The following is a 16,039-nucleotide window of genomic DNA, read 5'->3' as shown; positions in this document are numbered from 1 at the left end:
TATTTCGTCGGTAAACTCTGCAGCTTGTCCACAGTCCCTTTTCTATCAGCCCTAATGTGCTAAATGCATAAAACTGTTTCATTGGAGGGTGCCTTAGCAGCATAGCTCTATTTTATAGTAGACTTGCCTCCTAAAATTCGCTAAGTTTTTATTTAAAATCTAACAGCTGTTGATTCTTGTTCATACAAACTAGGTTTTATGAACTATAACAATCTTTGTTATTATTTGAAACTCTTGTATTAGTGGCCCAGTAATTTTTCCATCAACTTAGTTTGTAGAAAGCTACCGTAAAAAAGGTATCTTTAGTAACTTAATGTTTTGGAGATGAAACGATTATCTCTCCCCCTTTTATTTTTTTGCACCATGCTGTTATTTTCGCAATCGAAAATAGATAGCCTGCAACAAGCGTACACCAATGCAGTCCATGATACGGTCAGAGTAAAGATTCTTCAAGAACTATTTGGAGAATATAAATACGATTCCATAACAAAAGCAAAGGCCACAATTTTAAGTTCTATTGCGCTTTCAGAAGAAACAGGAAATATTCGTTTGCAGATTGAAAGCCTAAATAAATATGCTGATTTTTTAGGTTCCAGATCAAGTTATGACTCTGCAAGCATCGAATATCACAAAGCACTTCGATTATCTGAAAAAATAAACTTCAACAGTGGTCTCTTTGAATCCCTCTCAGGACTTGGAAACTTATTTTGGAGAAAAGGAAATTTTGAAAAGGCCAAAGAGTTTCATGAGAAAAGTTTCGAAAAAGCCAAAAAATCCAAGGGCCAAGAAGATGTAGTCCACTATTATAACAACATGGCAAATATTTATGTTGAGACAGGTGAATATGTTAAAGCAATGGAATTATATACCAAAGCTGCGGAGGAGCATAAGGCAAAAGGAAATATAAAAGATTATGGTATCATTTTAGGAAATATTGCATTAATTCAAAGAAGGCTTGAGGATTACCCAAAGGCCATAGTATATCTTGAGCAAAGTGATAGTATTTTCAATCTAGTTGATTATCTACCTGGTAAGGCCTTTGTGGAGTACAGTCTGGCAGTGGTATATAAGAACAGTGGTAAGTTGAAGGAGGCTTTAAAATATAATAGGAAAGCACTTAAGAGTTATGAACTATTAGGCAATATAAAGAGACAGGCATATGCCCAATATACGATGGGAAGCATTAATTGGGAGCAAAAAAACTATGAGGGGGCACTGGTAGATTACAAAAAAGCACATGATCTTTCCCTTGCTATTAAGGACTCTGTCAATGTAGGTTATTGCCTTAAGGCTATTGGAGACGCGCACCATAAACTGAACAATAATAAAGAGGCAAAGGAGAATTTATTAAGGGCATTGGATGTAAGCAAAGCTATTCAGCTAAACTTAATAGAGATGGATGCATGCGAATCACTTGCTTCCATTTATGAAAGTGAAAAAAACTATGGTGAAGCACTGAAATATAAAAACATGTTCATTAAAGTGAAGGATAGTTTTTATGTAAAAGAGAAAAGAGGTTTGGCCGCTGAAATCGAAGCAAAATATCAGAATGAGGAGAAAACGAAGGAAATTGCATTGCTTGAGTCCGATAAAAAACTGCAAACCCTTCAACTTGCCAAACGTGTAAATGAGCGAAATGCCATTATTGCCTTGACCATAATTTTGTTATTGTTGGCAGGGTTACTTTATAACCAATATCGAATCAAACAAAAAACCAATAAGGAGCTTAGGGAATTAGATGAATTGAAATCGAATTTTTTCGCTAATATCTCGCATGAATTTAGAACGCCTCTGACCCTTATCAAAGGCCCTATTGAACAGTTGGAACAAAACCCTGCTGAAGGGCTTAAAATAGAAAGTATTAAAATGATACGGCGAAATACCAATAGGGTATTGCAGCTGGTCAATCAACTGTTGGACCTATCCAAAATAGATAAAGGGAGTCTTCAACTAGAACAGACCGAAGGCGAAGTGTTCAAATGTTTAAGAGGAGCAGCCTCTTCTTTTAGCTCTCATGCTGCACAACGTGGAATCGACTATAAGGTGCAGATTCCACATGAACTTTTTTGGGCCTCTTTTGACCGGGACAAATTGGAGAAAATTTTATATAATCTTTTAGGCAATGCCTTTAAGTTTAGTGATGATGGGGAAACAATTTCGTTTTCTGCAAGCTATTTGGATAATGAATTACGAATCGTTGTTTCAGATACCGGAAAGGGGATACCAGAAGAAAAACTTCCTTTTATTTTTGATAGATTTTATCAAGTGCAACAGGGAACAACAAGAGAACATGAAGGCTCTGGAATAGGACTTTCCCTATCAAAGGAGTTAGTGGCACTTATGGATGGAACCATCACGGCCTCTAGCGAAATTGATAAAGGAACAATTTTCACAGTAGCCTTACCCATTCAAAAAATAAAGACAGGAACTTTAGCAAGCGAACCCACTTTTCCACCTAACCCAAATGCGGATGCCGTAAAAAAGCCCTTTGAACTGGAGCGAAAAGTGAATAACATTTTACCAAGACTATTGTTGGTCGAAGACAATCCAGATATGTCATACTTCATCAAAGAGCACCTTCAGGAGTTATATCATGTTCAAGAAGCTAAAAATGGAAAACATGGATTAGAAGCAGCCAAGCAAAATCCGCCAGACCTGATTATTACGGATGTGATGATGCCAGAAATGGATGGGGTGGAATTATGCAAAGCAGTAAAATCCAATTTAGATACAAGTCATGTGCCGGTGATCATGCTTACGGCCAAGGCGGGAATTGAAAATAAGATTGAAGGATTGGAAATGGGAGCGGATGATTATCTGACCAAACCATTTGAGCCTAAAGAATTATTAGCGAGGGTAAAAAACCTTATTGAGCAACGTAAAAAACTCCGAAATCGATTTTCACAAAGAGAAGTTTTCATTGATCCCAAAGAGATTGCCGTAACATCATTAGATCAGAAATTTTTAGAGGAACTACTAGGACTTTTGGAACAAGAATTTTCAAATTCCAATTTTGGGGTGAGGGAAATGCAGGAGCATCTCGCCCAAAGTAAAACACAATTACATCGCAAGTTAAAAGCACTTACGGGCGAATCCCCTGGAGAACTACTACGTAATTTTAGATTAAAAAGAGCCGCTCAACTCCTTTCAAAAAAAGCAGACACTGTTACCCAAATAGCCTATATGGTTGGCTTTAACAACCTTTCCTATTTTGCCAAGTGTTTTAAGGAACTCTTCGGAGTGCCTCCCTCAGCGTATTAGAGCATCAAAAGTTATTTTATACTAACAGGAACCCAGGTGTTATCATTTGGAACTTCACTTATAGCAGTCCCCAGTGGTACCATCTAGTTTTGGATTATAAAATGTTCCTCAGATTTTATAATTCAAAGTATGGGCTATGTATGTAAAAGAGATGAAAAACTTAATTAAAGGTATCTGTATCTTCGTACTGCTTTTTTCATGTTCAAGCGACTCAACTGACAATGAAGAAGAATTGCAAGAGGGAAATTTTGAATATGTGATTTCAGGAGCCTTATCTAAAGAAGTCAAAGGGAACGACACCAATTTTGGAACCACAAATGGAGAGTTTTTTGTACGACTTACCTCTGGGACTGACGAACTTGTGATTCGAATATTGATAGATCCACTAAACCCAAATAGCTATGAAATAAATCCAGTTTTTGTTTCAGTTAGTGAACCGCCAATACCTATTACAGCAGGAGATTCTTTTGCCGATTTAGGGGTCGGAAGCACATTGGCCAATGACAGAAGGAGCTTTAGTTCTAATGCCAGCAATGGAGGTTCGGTGACCATAAGCTCCGTAAATGGCTCGGTGGTCAGCGGAACCTTTAGCATATCTTTGAGAGAATTGGTCACCGGCAATACAGGGAGTGAACCAGTGGTTAGCGTTCAAGGAACATTTAGGGCGGTAAAACAATAAATGAACTATTGAAAATCCAAATGCTCGGGATACAAAAAGTTGTTGTAAGGGAAACGGGTTACATGAATGTCTCGCACTTCATCGTATACCCGTTTTCTAAACTCATCTAGATTTTCTTTGTTCAAAGCAGATATAAAAAGTGCTCTATCCCCTATTTTACTAAACCATGTTTTTTTCCAATCTTCAATGGTAAAATGCGCAGCGGTACGTTCAGTAACCAAATCATCTTCATCAATAGTTTCTGGTTTATATTGGTCTATTTTGTTAAAGACCATGATGGTTTTTTTATCGGCACTTTTTATCTCATCCAATATTTTATTTACAGAAGCTATATGTTCTTCAAACTGGGGATGCGAAATATCCACCACATGCAATAAAAGGTCCGCTTCCCGAACTTCGTCCAGAGTGCTTTTAAAACTTTCCACTAATTGAGTAGGGAGTTTTCTAATAAAACCTACTGTATCACTTAATAAAAAAGGAAGATTGCCTATGACCACTTTCCTAACCGTGGTGTCTAAGGTGGCGAACAATTTGTTTTCGGCAAAAACCTCACTTTTACTAACCACGTTCATTAAAGTAGACTTGCCCACATTGGTATATCCAACTAGAGCTACTCTAACTAAAGCGCCGCGATTACCCCGTTGGGTCTCCATTTGCCGATCTATTTTGGTGAGCTTCTTTTTTAAAAGTGTGATGCGGTCACGCACAATACGTCTATCCGTTTCAATTTCGGTTTCTCCAGGACCACGCATACCAATACCCCCTTTTTGTCGCTCCAAGTGTGTCCATAATCCGGTCAGTCTTGGTAACAAGTATTCGTACTGAGCAAGCTCTACCTGAGTTCTAGCGTAACTGGTTTGCGCCCTTTGGGCAAAAATGTCCAAAATAAGGCTTGTACGATCTATGATTTTACAGCGAAGCTGCTTTTCAATATTTCGTTGTTGTGCAGGGGAAAGCTCATCATCAAAAATAACAGAACCAATATCATTTTCCTTTACATACTGTTCCACCTCTTCCATTTTTCCGCTACCAATCAAGGTTTTGGGGTTGGGAACCTCCATACGTTGTGTAAACCTTTGGGTGACCTCACCACCTGCAGTAAAGGTCAAAAATTCCAATTCATCCAAATATTCAGTGACCTTGGCCTCATTCTGATCCTTATTGATTACCCCAATAAGAACTGCCCTTTCATATTCTGTAGTCTTCTTTTCTAGCATTGAATCTATTAAAGTGCAAATCTAATCAATGTTTTGGAAGCTGTTTTTTGTACTTTGGGTTTTTGAATTTTAATTTGAAAGAAAACGCAGTTATCGTGAAAAGTTTGGAAAATCAGTTTACCGTTGCCTTTTATAATCTTGAAAACTTTTTCGATACCCAAAATGATCCGCACACCTTGGATGACGATTTTACTCCAGATGGAAGAAAGGAGTGGACCGAATCCAAGTTTCGTAAGAAGGCTAAAAAACTGGCGCGGACCATATCGCTTATTGGGCAAGATGATAGCACACTACGCCCAATCTTGGTGGGATTGGCAGAAATTGAAAATAAGAAAGCACTTAATACGCTATTAGAATCCAAGTCCTTAGAAGGGGAAGATTATGCGTATGTGCATTTTAATTCGCCAGACGAACGCGGAATTGATACAGCGCTTATATATCATAACGAACATTTTAAAGTCTTGAATTCCGAAACGATACCGCTTTTGATTTCGGATGGCAATGGAGGAAGGGATTATACCAGGGATATTTTATATGTGCACGGCCAACTGCACCAAGAGGAGATGCATGTATTTGTGAATCATTGGCCATCCCGCAGAAGTGGAGCGGATGAAACCAACTACAAACGCATTAAAGCGGCAGAGACGGTATTACAGAAAATTGAAAGTCTAGAAGAGGACAATCCTAATTGTATTATCATGGGAGATTTTAACGACGACCCAAATTCAGAAAGTATTCAAACGCTTATGAATTCTGGTCGATTTATTAATCCCATGCAAAGTTTGTTGTCTCCAGACTCTGGAAGCGCCAATTATAAAGGAGAGTGGAGTCTATTTGATCAAATCCTAATGTCCCATAGTTTTTTAAACTATGAACCAGATACGCATAGCTTTAAAAAGGCGAAGGTGTTCGCGCCCAAATTTCTAAAAGAATGGAAGGGCAAGTACAAAGGGAACCCTTTTAGGACTTTTGTTGGAAAAAAATACCTTGGTGGTTACAGTGATCACTTTCCGGTCTACGTTATTTTAAAGGAGAATCACTAAATTATTAAAGAAAGAAAAATACTACACCACATAAAATTGTGGTTTCACAACAGCTCATCTTCAAAGAGCGTGTAATTCATCGAAATAAAAGGGTTTTTTGTCGACAAATATTGAATCAGTTCTAGTTTTGTAGTCCAAATCTTACTTAACCAATAATCATGGATTGCAAAATACCTACTTGGGCAACAGGCACTTTTACATCCCTTACTTTTTTCTTTTTTGCCACTATTTTGATTTATGGACAATCCGAAAGTCAAAAAGAATTGATTCGTTCTTCTTACAATCAAAATGCAATAACCGATTTAATTTCAGAACTGGAAGCTGAACAAAAAACAAAAGTGTCCAAGCTACAACAGTTTCAATCCAAAGGTTGGAGGACTATGGAAAAGTTTCAAGATGGAACCGTAATTCAACTTAAAGATATTGGCACAGATGGAACGCCTCTTTTCTATACCACCCTTAATGATCCATCTAGACAGGTTTCTAGGGCACATACGCTTTACACAGATGGCCTTTTGGATTTAGGATTGGATGGAACCGGACTTGATGTAGGTGTTTGGGATGCGGGTGTAGTCCTTACAACGCATCAAGAATTCGATGGTAGGGCTACAAACGGAGATGGATCTTCGGAAGTAGGATTGCATGCTACCTTGGTGACCGGGAATCTTATTTCTTCAGGAATAAAGCCCAATGCAAAAGGAGTAGCTTATGGAGCCAAAGCCATATCCCATAATTGGACGCGAGATAAGATTGAGGTTGCAGAGGCTGCAGCAAACGGATTGCTTTTAAGCAATCATTCTTATGGAATAAAGTCTGATAGAGTTCCGGACTGGTATTTTGGATCTTACATCCGTGTATCTCAAGATTGGGATAAAATCATGTATAATGCTCCCTACTATTTAATGGTGACGGCAGCTGGAAATTCCCAAAAGTCTTTTGATAATGATGTGCCAATTTATGGCACCAATGCAGATGGATTTGATTTATTGCTGGGCTTCGCGACTTCTAAAAACGGACTTACCATTGCAGGTGCCAATACTAAAATAGGAAGTAAGGGCGAATTGGAGGAAGCCCGCATTGCGGCTTATAGTAGTCTAGGTCCAGTTGATGATGGCCGTGTAAAACCAGATTTAGCAGGAGATGGATCTACCATACTTTCCACAAGTTCCCAAACCAATACAAGCTATGACTCTTCTACAGGAACCTCAATGGCGGCACCAGGGGTCACGGGATCTCTATTGCTATTGCAGCAATATCATGAACAGCTTTATGGAACGTATATGAAAGCAGCTACTCTTAAGGGCCTTGCATTGCACACCGCAGATGATGTAGATGCCCAAGGGCCAGATTACAAAATGGGATGGGGAGTAATGAATGCAAAATCTGCCGCTGAGGTGTTGCAGCAAATAGAATACAACAGCCTTGTTAAAGAAGAAACCTTAAACGAAGGAGAAGCATTTTCCCTAACGATTGTTGCTAACGGTATTGAAGATTTAATGGCGTCCATTTCATGGACGGATCCAGAAGGAGAATACATAAATCGTGGAGAATTGAATGCTACCACCCCAGCATTGACCAATGATTTGGATATAAGAATTACGAAAGACGGTGAAACCTATTTTCCATGGAAATTGAATCCTGCAAAAGCTACTTCTGCTGCGATTAAGGGGGATAATTTGGTTGACCCTTATGAACGAATTGAAATTGATGCCGCTAGAAGTGAGTATACCATAACCGTTACACATAAAGGAAGTTTAAAAACGGGCGCTCAGGATTTTTCAATTATCGTATCAGGAGCTCAAATTTCAAACTGCAGGGCTGAGGCCCCATCAGGTTTGGAGATACTTAGCTCTTCAGAAAATAGTACCACCCTTACATGGGTAGAGGCGGAAGAAACCCTTTTTGAAGTGCAGTACAGAGCATATGGCGCTGATGATTGGACAAGTCAGTTGTTATGGGAAAATGTCTTTGAGCTTTCTAATCTGGAAATAGGGATTTCCTATGAAGCACGAATTCGTGCCATTTGTACAGAGAATATTGAGTCCGAATATTCAGAGGAAATTCAATTTGAATTTAACGGATTGGAAACATCCCTTTATGAATATGAAGCCTTTGGGTACGACGAGGATTTTCAGATTATGGTATATCCGAACCCAGCTGTGGAATGGCTAACGGTAGAGGCAGAGATGTCCAATGATGCAGTATATTCCATTGTTACTTCATCTGGAAACATTATTAAAAGCGGTCAAGCCAGAGGACCTATAGATGTTTCATGTTTGGCGTCTGGCTTATATGTTTTGGTAGTGCAGGACTATGCGGGAATGAAAAGCACCAAATTTTATAAAAGCTAAAAAGTTGGAACTCAATTTAGCACTCAAACTTTTTTGATTTCTTCTTCCGATAGCAATTCCTCATTCCGTAGCCGTAAAAAAACCTGTGCGGTGGTGATTACATCTAATTCGCAATAGTCAACAATGCGGTCCAAATCGTTTTCCTTATAAAAAACATCTTTTACCATACTTCCATCCATATCTTCCTTAGGCGAAGGAATCCCAAGAATATGTGCCAATAGTTTTAATGAGGTATAATGTTTGTAATCCCCAAACTTCCAAAGTTCCATAGTATCTAAATGTGGCACCTCCCATGGTTTTTTACCGAATAAGTCTAGTTTATAGGGAAGGTTCATCCCATGTATTACCATTCGGCGCGCGATATAGGGAAAGTCGAACTCTTTACCGTTGTGAGCACAAAGCAGATGCTTGGCTTGGTTAAAATGCTCTTGAAGCAATTGTTTAAATTGTTTTAATAAGGATTTTTCATCTCCTGAAAAAGAGGTTACCCTAAAGTTTCTTGTGGCTCCCTTTGCAACAAAATAACCGACGGAAATACAGATAATTTTACCAAATTCTGCCCAAATCCCTGCGCGGTCATAAAAATCTTCCGCTGTAATTTCATCTTTACGCTGATACTGGGATTTTTGCTCCCAAAGAATTTGGACGTCTTGATCTAATTCTGAAAAACTCGGTTTTTGGGGTACGGTTTCTATATCCAAAAAGAGGATATGTTCTAGGTTAAGTTTATAAAGCATATTACTGTATTAAAAGAGCGTCATCTGCTTTGCAGGACTCTCGTGTTCTAAAAGCCATTTCTTGCGGTGCAATCCTCCGGCATACCCAACAAGGTCGCCATTGCTTCCAATTACACGATGGCAAGGAACTATAATCCAGAGTGGGTTTTTACCATTGGCAGCGGCTACTGCGCGGATGGCTTTGGGGTCTCCCAATCTTTTGGAAAGCTCAAGATACGAAACTGTTTTCCCATAGGGAATGTTCAATAGTGCTTCCCATACTTTTTTCTGAAAATCGGTGCCTTCAGGATTTAGTTTTAAGTCGAAATGCTCGCGGGTTCCCTCAAAATATTCTTTGAATTGGTAAACAGCATCTTCTAAAACCTCTGGAATTATACCGGAAGGTTTTTCATCATTTAAAACGGAGATGGAAATCAGCCCTTTTTCATCACCCTTAAACTCCGTTAAACCTATAGGTGTTTGCAAATAAGCAACTTCCATTAGTCTACTTCATTTTTATCTTCAATAATTCCTAAACGTTGCGCTCGGCTCTTCCAGTTCTTTCTGGCAAGTACTTGAAGGTCTTCTACGTTATCACTCTCATCCATAATCTCTAATCCAAGCAATGTTTCTATCACATCTTCCATAGTGACCAAGCCACTTACGGATCCATATTCATCTACAACTAAAGATACATGCTCTCTTTGTTTTACGAACTTCTCAAATAGCTCTGGAATAGGCTTTGCCCTATTGGTGACTAAAATTTCCCGTTTTATGGTTGAAAGGTTTTCACCACCTTTTTTATTGATAATGGCTTCCAAGAGTTCGTCTTTAAGGAAAAACCCGGTAATGTTATCCATACGGTCCTTGTACAATGGGATTCTGGAGAAGCGAAGCGGCCTATTGGCTTCAAAAAAGGTTTGGATGGTAGTATCTTCTGAAGCAATTTTCATGACGGTTCTTGGTGTCATCACATCTTTGGCCAGAATTTCATCAAATTTCAATAGGTTTTTTATCACCTTAGATTCTGATTCCTGAAAAACCCCCTCTTCATGGGCAATCTCTGTCATTGCCGTAAAATCTTCCCTGCTCAACACGCTCCCATGATGTCCCTTTTTTCCAATTAGTTTGGTAAATAACTGCAATATCCACAGTAGGCCTGTCCATTTAAGGAGAAACACCATAATTTTTAACGCCTTGGCGGTAAAGTTTGCCAGCTGTTTCCAATAGGTCGCACCAATGGTTTTGGGTATAATTTCGGAAGCTACCAGAATCAATATCGTCATTATGGTAGAAACCACGCCGACCATGAGATCTTCGGTAAATTCAAACCCTAGAAAATTTCTTGTGGTGGTCCCATAAAGCTCGGTATAGGCAATTTTCGCCTGAACACCCACCAAAATGGCCCCAACGGTATGAGCTATGGTATTAAGGGTTAAAATTGCAATCAACGGTTTATCCACATCCTTTTTAAGTGCTTCCAATTCTCCAGCATATTCCTTTCCCTCTTGTTTTTTTACATTAACAAAAGTTGGAGTAATGCTTAAAAGCACGGCTTCCAAAATGGAACATAGAAATGAAAAGAAGATGGATACAAAAGCGTAAAAAAAGAGAAGACTCATGCGTGTTATCTAGTTGCACTAAGGTAATGATTAACAATTAATTCTTTTGAGCCTTATTTGAGGAAGGCTTTATAAAAAACATCCTGAAGTGCTGTTCTTATATTTAGTTCGTATAGTTTTCGATGTGTTCTGGTGGGATAAACACGGTTAGAAAGAAAAATAAATACCAATTGGTTCTCTGGGTCAGCCCAAACAAAGGTCCCCGTAAATCCGGAATGCCCAAAACTTGATGAACTCGCTAGTGGCGAAGGATAAGCATCTTTTAATGATAATGTATCGTTCCCAATTAAAGGCTTATCAAAACCTAATCCACGTCTGTTTTCGTTTTCTGGAAACTGAATTCGAGTAAATTCCTTCACAGTTTGCTCAGAGAGCAATTGCCTTCCTTTATAGGAGCCATAATTTTGATAGAGCTGCATAATTTTAGCTAAATCCTCAGCTGTCCCGAACAAACCTGCATTGCCAGAAACCCCTCCCAAAAGTGAAGCATTTTCATCATGCACCCATCCTTTTACCAAATCCTTTCGGAATAGGGTATCATTTTCTGTGGGAACTATAGCATTGGTAAATTTTTTGGTGGAAGGATTAAAACCTAAAGTTTGAGCACCTAGCGGTTTGTAAAATTGATTTTGGAGATAGGTTGCGTAGTCGGTTTGAGTCAATTGAGAAATAAGTTCTGGAAATATAAGAAATGTGAGTCCTGAATATTTATATGTTTTATCATCTGAAACTTTGGACCGGTTAATGATTCGATGCATTTTTCGCTGGAAACTGTTCTTCACAAAAATGTTAGGGTAGCCCTGTCTTTGAAACTTTTTGCTTGAAGATGTTTTTATGAACTTTCTTTTCAGTTTCCCATTTTTCATCACTTTGCTTAGAAAAACAATGTATGGGGTCAATCCTGCCTGATGACTTAGGATTTGTCTTAACGTAAGCTCTTTCTTGTCTTTCCTTTTTCTCCAAGGTTTCCAATAGGTGCTAAAAGGAACATCCAGCTCAAATTTTTTTTCATCAACCAGTTTCATGATGACAGGCAAAGGCCCAGCGATTTTTGTAACCGAAGCCAAATCATAGATGTCATTTAGACGTACACTTTGTATGCTGTCATACGTATGGAATCCATAAGCTTTATGAAAAATGATTTCATTGTCTTTAGCGACCAACAATTGTGCTCCTGGGAAGGCATGATTCTGTATGCCATGGGACATTATAGAATCTATTTGATGGGTAATAGGGTCGATATCCAAGTTTTGATGGACTTCCAAAGCGTTGCTAGGGTTACTTTGAGCATTGCTGTTTATGAAAAGAAGCATATAGCACATTGCTAAAACAACCCCCTTCATATAATGACTTTTCATAGTATTTGGATTGATGATAGGTTAACCCAAAAGAGTAACAGCATCCTTGGCAAAGTAACTGGCAATAATATTGGCTCCTGCTCTTTTTATGGCCAATAACTGTTCCATCATCACAGCATCATGATCTAACCATCCTTTTTCTGCCGCTGCTTTTACCATGGCATATTCTCCTGAAACTTGATAGACCGCAACGGGAACATCCACTTCGTTTTTAATTTCCCGGACAATATCCAAATACGCCAAGCCAGGTTTTACCATCACAATATCGGCTCCTTCATCAATGTCCATTTGGGTTTCTCGAATGGCCTCAAACCGATTTGCATAGTCCATTTGATAGGTCTTTTTGTCTTTGGGAATGTTTGCAATATCCACGGGAGCAGAATCCAGTGCATCTCTAAAAGGACCGTAAAAGGCACTTGCATATTTGGCAGAGTAACTCATGATTCCGGTATTTTGGAATCCTTCATCTTCCAGGGCTTCACGAATGGTTAGGATTCTACCGTCCATCATATCGCTGGGCGCTACAAAATCTGCACCTGCTTGGGCATGAGAGACACTCATCTCGGCCAATATTTCGGAAGTTTCGTCATTCAGAATTTGTCCCTCAGCTACAATACCATCATGCCCGTAGGATGAAAAAGGATCTAGGGCAACGTCAGTCATAACCAACATTTCTGGACAGGCACTTTTCACAGTTTTTATAGCGCGTTGCATCAATCCATCTGGATTGAGGGCTTCCGTTCCCTTATTATCTTTTAGATTATCAGGCACTTTTACAAATAGGAGCACTGCGCAAAGACCCATTTGCCAAAGTTCTTTTACTTCCTTCTCAAGATGGTCTAAACTCATACGATAATAGTTGGGCATGGAAGGAATTTCTTCTTTAACACCTTTCCCTTCAACCACAAATAGTGGGACCAAAAAATCATCTGGGGTAATTGTGGTTTCCCGCACCAACCTTCTGATGGATTCTGATGCGCGAAGTCTTCTATTTCGTATTAGTGGATACATAGTTTTATATTTCAATTTCTCCAATAAGGTAGGGCACCGCCTTTCCTGATATTTTTACCCGTTCTCCCAAATATTCGCAGATGAGATCACCACCTCTAGCAGAAAGTTGTTTTGCGGTCATTTTAGTTTTACCTAGTACTTTGGCCCAATAGGGTGTTAGCGTGGTATGCGCAGAACCCGTAACCGGATCTTCTGGAATGCCACACTGCGGAAAGAAAGCTCTGGACACAAAATCTACCTGATCACCGGGAGCAGAAACAATAACTCCCCTACAATCTAACTTATCCAATAAATAAAAGTTGGGTGCTATGGCCTCAATTTCATGCTGGGAATTATATATAAGCAAATAATCTGTCTTTCCTTTAATTGTTTTTATAGGGGTTAATCCAATAGCTTCATTAATTTCGGCAACACTTCTTAAGGAAGCGGTATCATCCGTAGGAAAGTCCATAGTCATAAATCCATTAGACATTTTCTCTACAAAAAGATTGCCACTTCGCGGCGAATAAAACTGAATGGTATTTTCGTTGTAGCCATGATAATTAAAGAGCACATAGGCCGTTGCAAGCGTTGCGTGACCGCAAAGGTCAACCTCCGTTTCTGGAGTGAACCAACGCAATTCAAAAACACTGTTTTTTTGAACCACAAATGCCGTTTCAGACAAGTTGTTTTCTGCAGCAATGTTCTGCATCAGTTTTGAATCTAACCATGAATCAAGAATACAGACAGCAGCTGGATTACCTCCAAAAACTGTGTCAGTAAAAGCATCAATTTGATAAACCTTTTGTTTCATGGTTTCAATTTTAAGCAAAACTACAGATTAAACCCAATCTTTTGGGTTTTGCAATACCTGAATCAATTTTTCTTCCTCGCTTCCTTTTTCAGGATGATGGTCATATCGCCATTGCACATGTGGAGGAAGACTCATTAAAATACTTTCAATACGACCATTTGTGCGCAAACCGAAAAGGGTGCCTTTATCATGAACGAGATTAAACTCCACATATCTACCACGTCTGATTTCTTGCCAATCTCTTTGTTTTTGGGAGTATTCGAGCTCTTTTCGTTTTAAAACAATTGGTATATACGCTTCTAAAAAGCTATTCCCGACTCCGGTTACAAAATTATACCAATCCTGCATTTGCATGGCATCACTTGCTTTGCAATAATCAAAAAACAGACCGCCCAATCCACGAGCTTCGTTACGGTGTGCATTCCAAAAATACTCATCGCATCTTTTTTTGTAGGTACTATAAAACTGAGGGTTATGGACATCACATGCTTTTTTACAGATGCTATGGAAGTGTACGCCATCTTCTTCAAATAAGTAATAGGGAGTTAGATCTTGTCCTCCTCCAAACCACTGGTCTACAATTTCCCCTTCCTTGTTGTACATTTCAAAATAGCGCCAATTGGCATGGACCGTTGGGACCATTGGACTTTTTGGATGTAATACCAAACTGAGTCCACAGGCAAAAAAATCTGAGTCTTCCACACTAAAATATTGTTGCATACTCTTGGGAAGCTCTCCATGCACTGCTGAGATGTTTACCCCTCCCTTTTCAAAAACGGCCCCGTTTTCAATGACCCGTGTTTTGCCACCACCACCTTCAGGTCGTTTCCATAAATCTTCTTGAAAAGTTGCTTTTCCATCAACCTCTTCGAGCTTTGAAGTAATCGTATCTTGGAGTTGCTGAATGTATGCGTAAAATTTATCCTTCATGCTTCATCAATTATATGAATCAATCTATTTTGTAAACTTTGTAAATCTGAAATGGCATCAACTTTTACAGAAGCCAAGGCCATTTGCTTTAAAGTGTCTGTGATTTGATTTTCAGTTTGTGATGGCTGATTTTGAAATAGAAATCGCCCTACTTCATTATTATGTAGGTCCATCTTTTTTGCCAATTCCCTATTTGGGAAAGCCCCTTCATGCCAATCCGTAATTTTTTTAGTCCAACTGAGGACTGCTTCGTTATTTTTTTGCCATTTGAGACACCTTTTGGCAATCAAGTAATTCCAAAAAGCGTGTCTAAACGCATTTGCCGGACCATTTTTGTAATGCAATCTACCATAAAGTTGTGTTGAAATTCGCATGCATCGTTTTGTTGCGGACAAGGTTGGCAAAATAAACCATGGTGATGTAACACAGTGTTTTATCAAAATCCAAATGCGCTTTGAATCTAACCTTCTTAAGGTTTTGATCGGATTCATGATTTTTGACTTTAATTTTTAGGTTTTTCAAGTTCGTACAATTCCATATCCAAGACTTCTCCATTACTTCTAGTATATTCTTTAGGCAAGGTTTGTTTCCAAATGAATCCGTTGTTCTCTGCAATCTTTTTGCTTGCCAAATTGCTATGGTGAACAATGATCTGCAATGTGCGTAATCCGGCTTCATCAAAACACCATGGAATCAATTTTTTAATACTGCGTGTGATGATACCCTTGCCTTCATATTGATAGCCTATGCAATACGCCAATTCTCCTTGATACGTAACTTTGTGAAGCTCTTTTACATAGATTAATCCAATTATGGTTCTATTTGTATTCTCTTTTATGGTAAAGAGAAACTCCTCTTGAGCCATATATTGTTTAATCTTTTTAGCAACGAATAATTCTGCCAAAGTAGGCGTGAGGGTTTGTTGTAGCGTTTGAGAAAAAAAAGCTTTAAATCGTTCCGAATTTGAAACCATAAAATCGCAAAGCCTCCAAGCGTCTTTTTCTTGGATGTGACTTATGCTATAGTTTTCAAAATCAATTTGCATGCTTAAATCCAAC

The 16,039-nt window shown here is 38.8% G+C and carries 14 protein-coding genes; 4 read left to right on the top strand and 10 right to left on the bottom strand.

The window, feature by feature from the left end; translation table 11 throughout:
* Window positions 1-324 precede the first annotated feature (324 nt).
* Both FVB32_RS04305 and FVB32_RS04300 read left to right on the top strand, forming a co-directional pair.
* On the top strand, window positions 325-3,261 hold the full coding sequence (locus FVB32_RS04305; RefSeq protein ID WP_147741515.1) for a hybrid sensor histidine kinase/response regulator transcription factor: 2,937 nt from the start codon (window positions 325-327) through the stop codon (window positions 3,259-3,261).
* Between the two features lie 151 nt (window positions 3,262-3,412).
* Window positions 3,413-3,940, top strand: a complete 528-nt coding sequence (locus tag FVB32_RS04300) for a hypothetical protein (protein WP_147741513.1) — start codon at window positions 3,413-3,415, stop codon at window positions 3,938-3,940.
* 5 nt (window positions 3,941-3,945) lie between these two features.
* On the opposite strand, the gene hflX is transcribed toward FVB32_RS04300, so the two are convergent.
* Complete coding sequence (hflX, locus tag FVB32_RS04295; RefSeq protein ID WP_147741511.1) at window positions 3,946-5,157, bottom strand: GTPase HflX; 1,212 nt, start codon at window positions 5,155-5,157, stop codon at window positions 3,946-3,948.
* 95 nt (window positions 5,158-5,252) lie between these two features.
* Here hflX and FVB32_RS04290 point away from each other — a divergent pair, with 95 nt between their 5' ends.
* Window positions 5,253-6,200 carry an endonuclease/exonuclease/phosphatase family protein gene (locus FVB32_RS04290; protein WP_317132196.1) on the top strand — a complete coding sequence of 316 codons (948 nt, stop codon included), beginning with the start codon at window positions 5,253-5,255 and terminating at the stop codon, window positions 6,198-6,200.
* A gap of 158 nt (window positions 6,201-6,358) precedes the next feature.
* Complete coding sequence (locus FVB32_RS04285; protein WP_147741507.1) at window positions 6,359-8,551, top strand: S8 family serine peptidase; 2,193 nt, start codon at window positions 6,359-6,361, stop codon at window positions 8,549-8,551.
* Between the two features lie 23 nt (window positions 8,552-8,574).
* Here the strand turns inward: FVB32_RS04285 and FVB32_RS04280 are convergent, their stop codons facing one another.
* Genes FVB32_RS04280 through FVB32_RS04240 form a run of 9 tightly spaced genes read right to left on the bottom strand, consistent with a single transcriptional unit; the run spans window position 8,575 to window position 16,026 of the window.
* Window positions 8,575-9,288, bottom strand: a complete 714-nt coding sequence (locus FVB32_RS04280; RefSeq protein ID WP_147741505.1) for a 3'-5' exonuclease — start codon at window positions 9,286-9,288, stop codon at window positions 8,575-8,577.
* A 9-nt stretch (window positions 9,289-9,297) separates the two neighbouring features.
* Entirely contained in the window at window positions 9,298-9,768 is a 471-nt protein-coding gene (locus FVB32_RS04275; protein ID WP_147741504.1) for a methylated-DNA--[protein]-cysteine S-methyltransferase, read from the bottom strand.
* The gene (locus FVB32_RS04270) at window positions 9,768-10,889 is read right to left on the bottom strand and encodes a CNNM domain-containing protein (RefSeq protein WP_147741502.1); all 1,122 of its coding nucleotides are present in this window, start codon (window positions 10,887-10,889) and stop codon (window positions 9,768-9,770) included. Before FVB32_RS04270 ends, FVB32_RS04275 begins: the two co-directional genes overlap by 1 nt.
* A gap of 53 nt (window positions 10,890-10,942) precedes the next feature.
* Window positions 10,943-12,247 (bottom strand): serine hydrolase domain-containing protein, encoded by a 1,305-nt coding sequence (locus FVB32_RS04265; protein ID WP_222707945.1) that lies wholly within the window; start codon window positions 12,245-12,247, stop codon window positions 10,943-10,945.
* Between the two features lie 21 nt (window positions 12,248-12,268).
* The gene (hemB, locus tag FVB32_RS04260) at window positions 12,269-13,258 is read right to left on the bottom strand and encodes a porphobilinogen synthase (RefSeq protein WP_147741500.1); all 990 of its coding nucleotides are present in this window, start codon (window positions 13,256-13,258) and stop codon (window positions 12,269-12,271) included.
* Window positions 13,259-13,262: 4 nt separating this feature from the next.
* Window positions 13,263-14,051: a PhzF family phenazine biosynthesis protein gene (locus FVB32_RS04255; RefSeq protein WP_147741498.1), complete on the bottom strand. Its 789-nt coding sequence runs from the start codon at window positions 14,049-14,051 to the stop codon at window positions 13,263-13,265.
* A gap of 27 nt (window positions 14,052-14,078) precedes the next feature.
* Entirely contained in the window at window positions 14,079-14,981 is a 903-nt protein-coding gene (gene hemF, locus FVB32_RS04250; protein WP_147741496.1) for an oxygen-dependent coproporphyrinogen oxidase, read from the bottom strand.
* The gene (locus tag FVB32_RS04245; RefSeq protein ID WP_394348881.1) at window positions 14,978-15,472 is read right to left on the bottom strand and encodes a DUF6973 domain-containing protein; all 495 of its coding nucleotides are present in this window, start codon (window positions 15,470-15,472) and stop codon (window positions 14,978-14,980) included. The genes hemF and FVB32_RS04245 overlap by 4 nt, the downstream gene beginning before the upstream one ends.
* Window positions 15,473-15,483: 11 nt before the next feature.
* Window positions 15,484-16,026: a GNAT family N-acetyltransferase gene (locus FVB32_RS04240; RefSeq protein WP_147741492.1), complete on the bottom strand. Its 543-nt coding sequence runs from the start codon at window positions 16,024-16,026 to the stop codon at window positions 15,484-15,486.
* Window positions 16,027-16,039 lie beyond the last annotated feature (13 nt).

Origin of the sequence: Flagellimonas hymeniacidonis (genome assembly GCF_008040165.1) — a bacterium.
In the GTDB taxonomy this organism is placed as follows: Bacteria; Bacteroidota; Bacteroidia; order Flavobacteriales; family Flavobacteriaceae; genus Flagellimonas; species Flagellimonas hymeniacidonis.
This window is presented reverse-complemented; position numbering and strand designations above follow the sequence as displayed.

Bases quoted from the DNA above. Each gene is read 5' to 3' on its own strand.
- hemB (WP_147741500.1), bottom strand. From the start codon at position 13,258: ATGTATCCACTAATACGAAATAGAAGACTTCGCGCATCAGAATCCATC.
- hemF (WP_147741496.1), bottom strand. From the start codon at position 14,981: ATGAAGGATAAATTTTACGCATACATTCAGCAACTCCAAGATACGATT.
- FVB32_RS04240 (WP_147741492.1), bottom strand. From the start codon at position 16,026: ATGCAAATTGATTTTGAAAACTATAGCATAAGTCACATCCAAGAAAAA.
- hflX (WP_147741511.1), bottom strand. From the start codon at position 5,157: ATGCTAGAAAAGAAGACTACAGAATATGAAAGGGCAGTTCTTATTGGG.
- FVB32_RS04275 (WP_147741504.1), bottom strand. From the start codon at position 9,768: ATGGAAGTTGCTTATTTGCAAACACCTATAGGTTTAACGGAGTTTAAG.
- FVB32_RS04280 (WP_147741505.1), bottom strand. From the start codon at position 9,288: ATGCTTTATAAACTTAACCTAGAACATATCCTCTTTTTGGATATAGAA.
- FVB32_RS04270 (WP_147741502.1), bottom strand. From the start codon at position 10,889: ATGAGTCTTCTCTTTTTTTACGCTTTTGTATCCATCTTCTTTTCATTT.
- FVB32_RS04300 (WP_147741513.1), top strand. From the start codon at position 3,413: ATGAAAAACTTAATTAAAGGTATCTGTATCTTCGTACTGCTTTTTTCA.
- FVB32_RS04265 (WP_222707945.1), bottom strand. From the start codon at position 12,247: ATGAAAAGTCATTATATGAAGGGGGTTGTTTTAGCAATGTGCTATATG.
- FVB32_RS04255 (WP_147741498.1), bottom strand. From the start codon at position 14,051: ATGAAACAAAAGGTTTATCAAATTGATGCTTTTACTGACACAGTTTTT.
- FVB32_RS04285 (WP_147741507.1), top strand. From the start codon at position 6,359: ATGGATTGCAAAATACCTACTTGGGCAACAGGCACTTTTACATCCCTT.
- FVB32_RS04245 (WP_394348881.1), bottom strand. From the start codon at position 15,472: ATGAATCCGATCAAAACCTTAAGAAGGTTAGATTCAAAGCGCATTTGG.
- FVB32_RS04305 (WP_147741515.1), top strand. From the start codon at position 325: ATGAAACGATTATCTCTCCCCCTTTTATTTTTTTGCACCATGCTGTTA.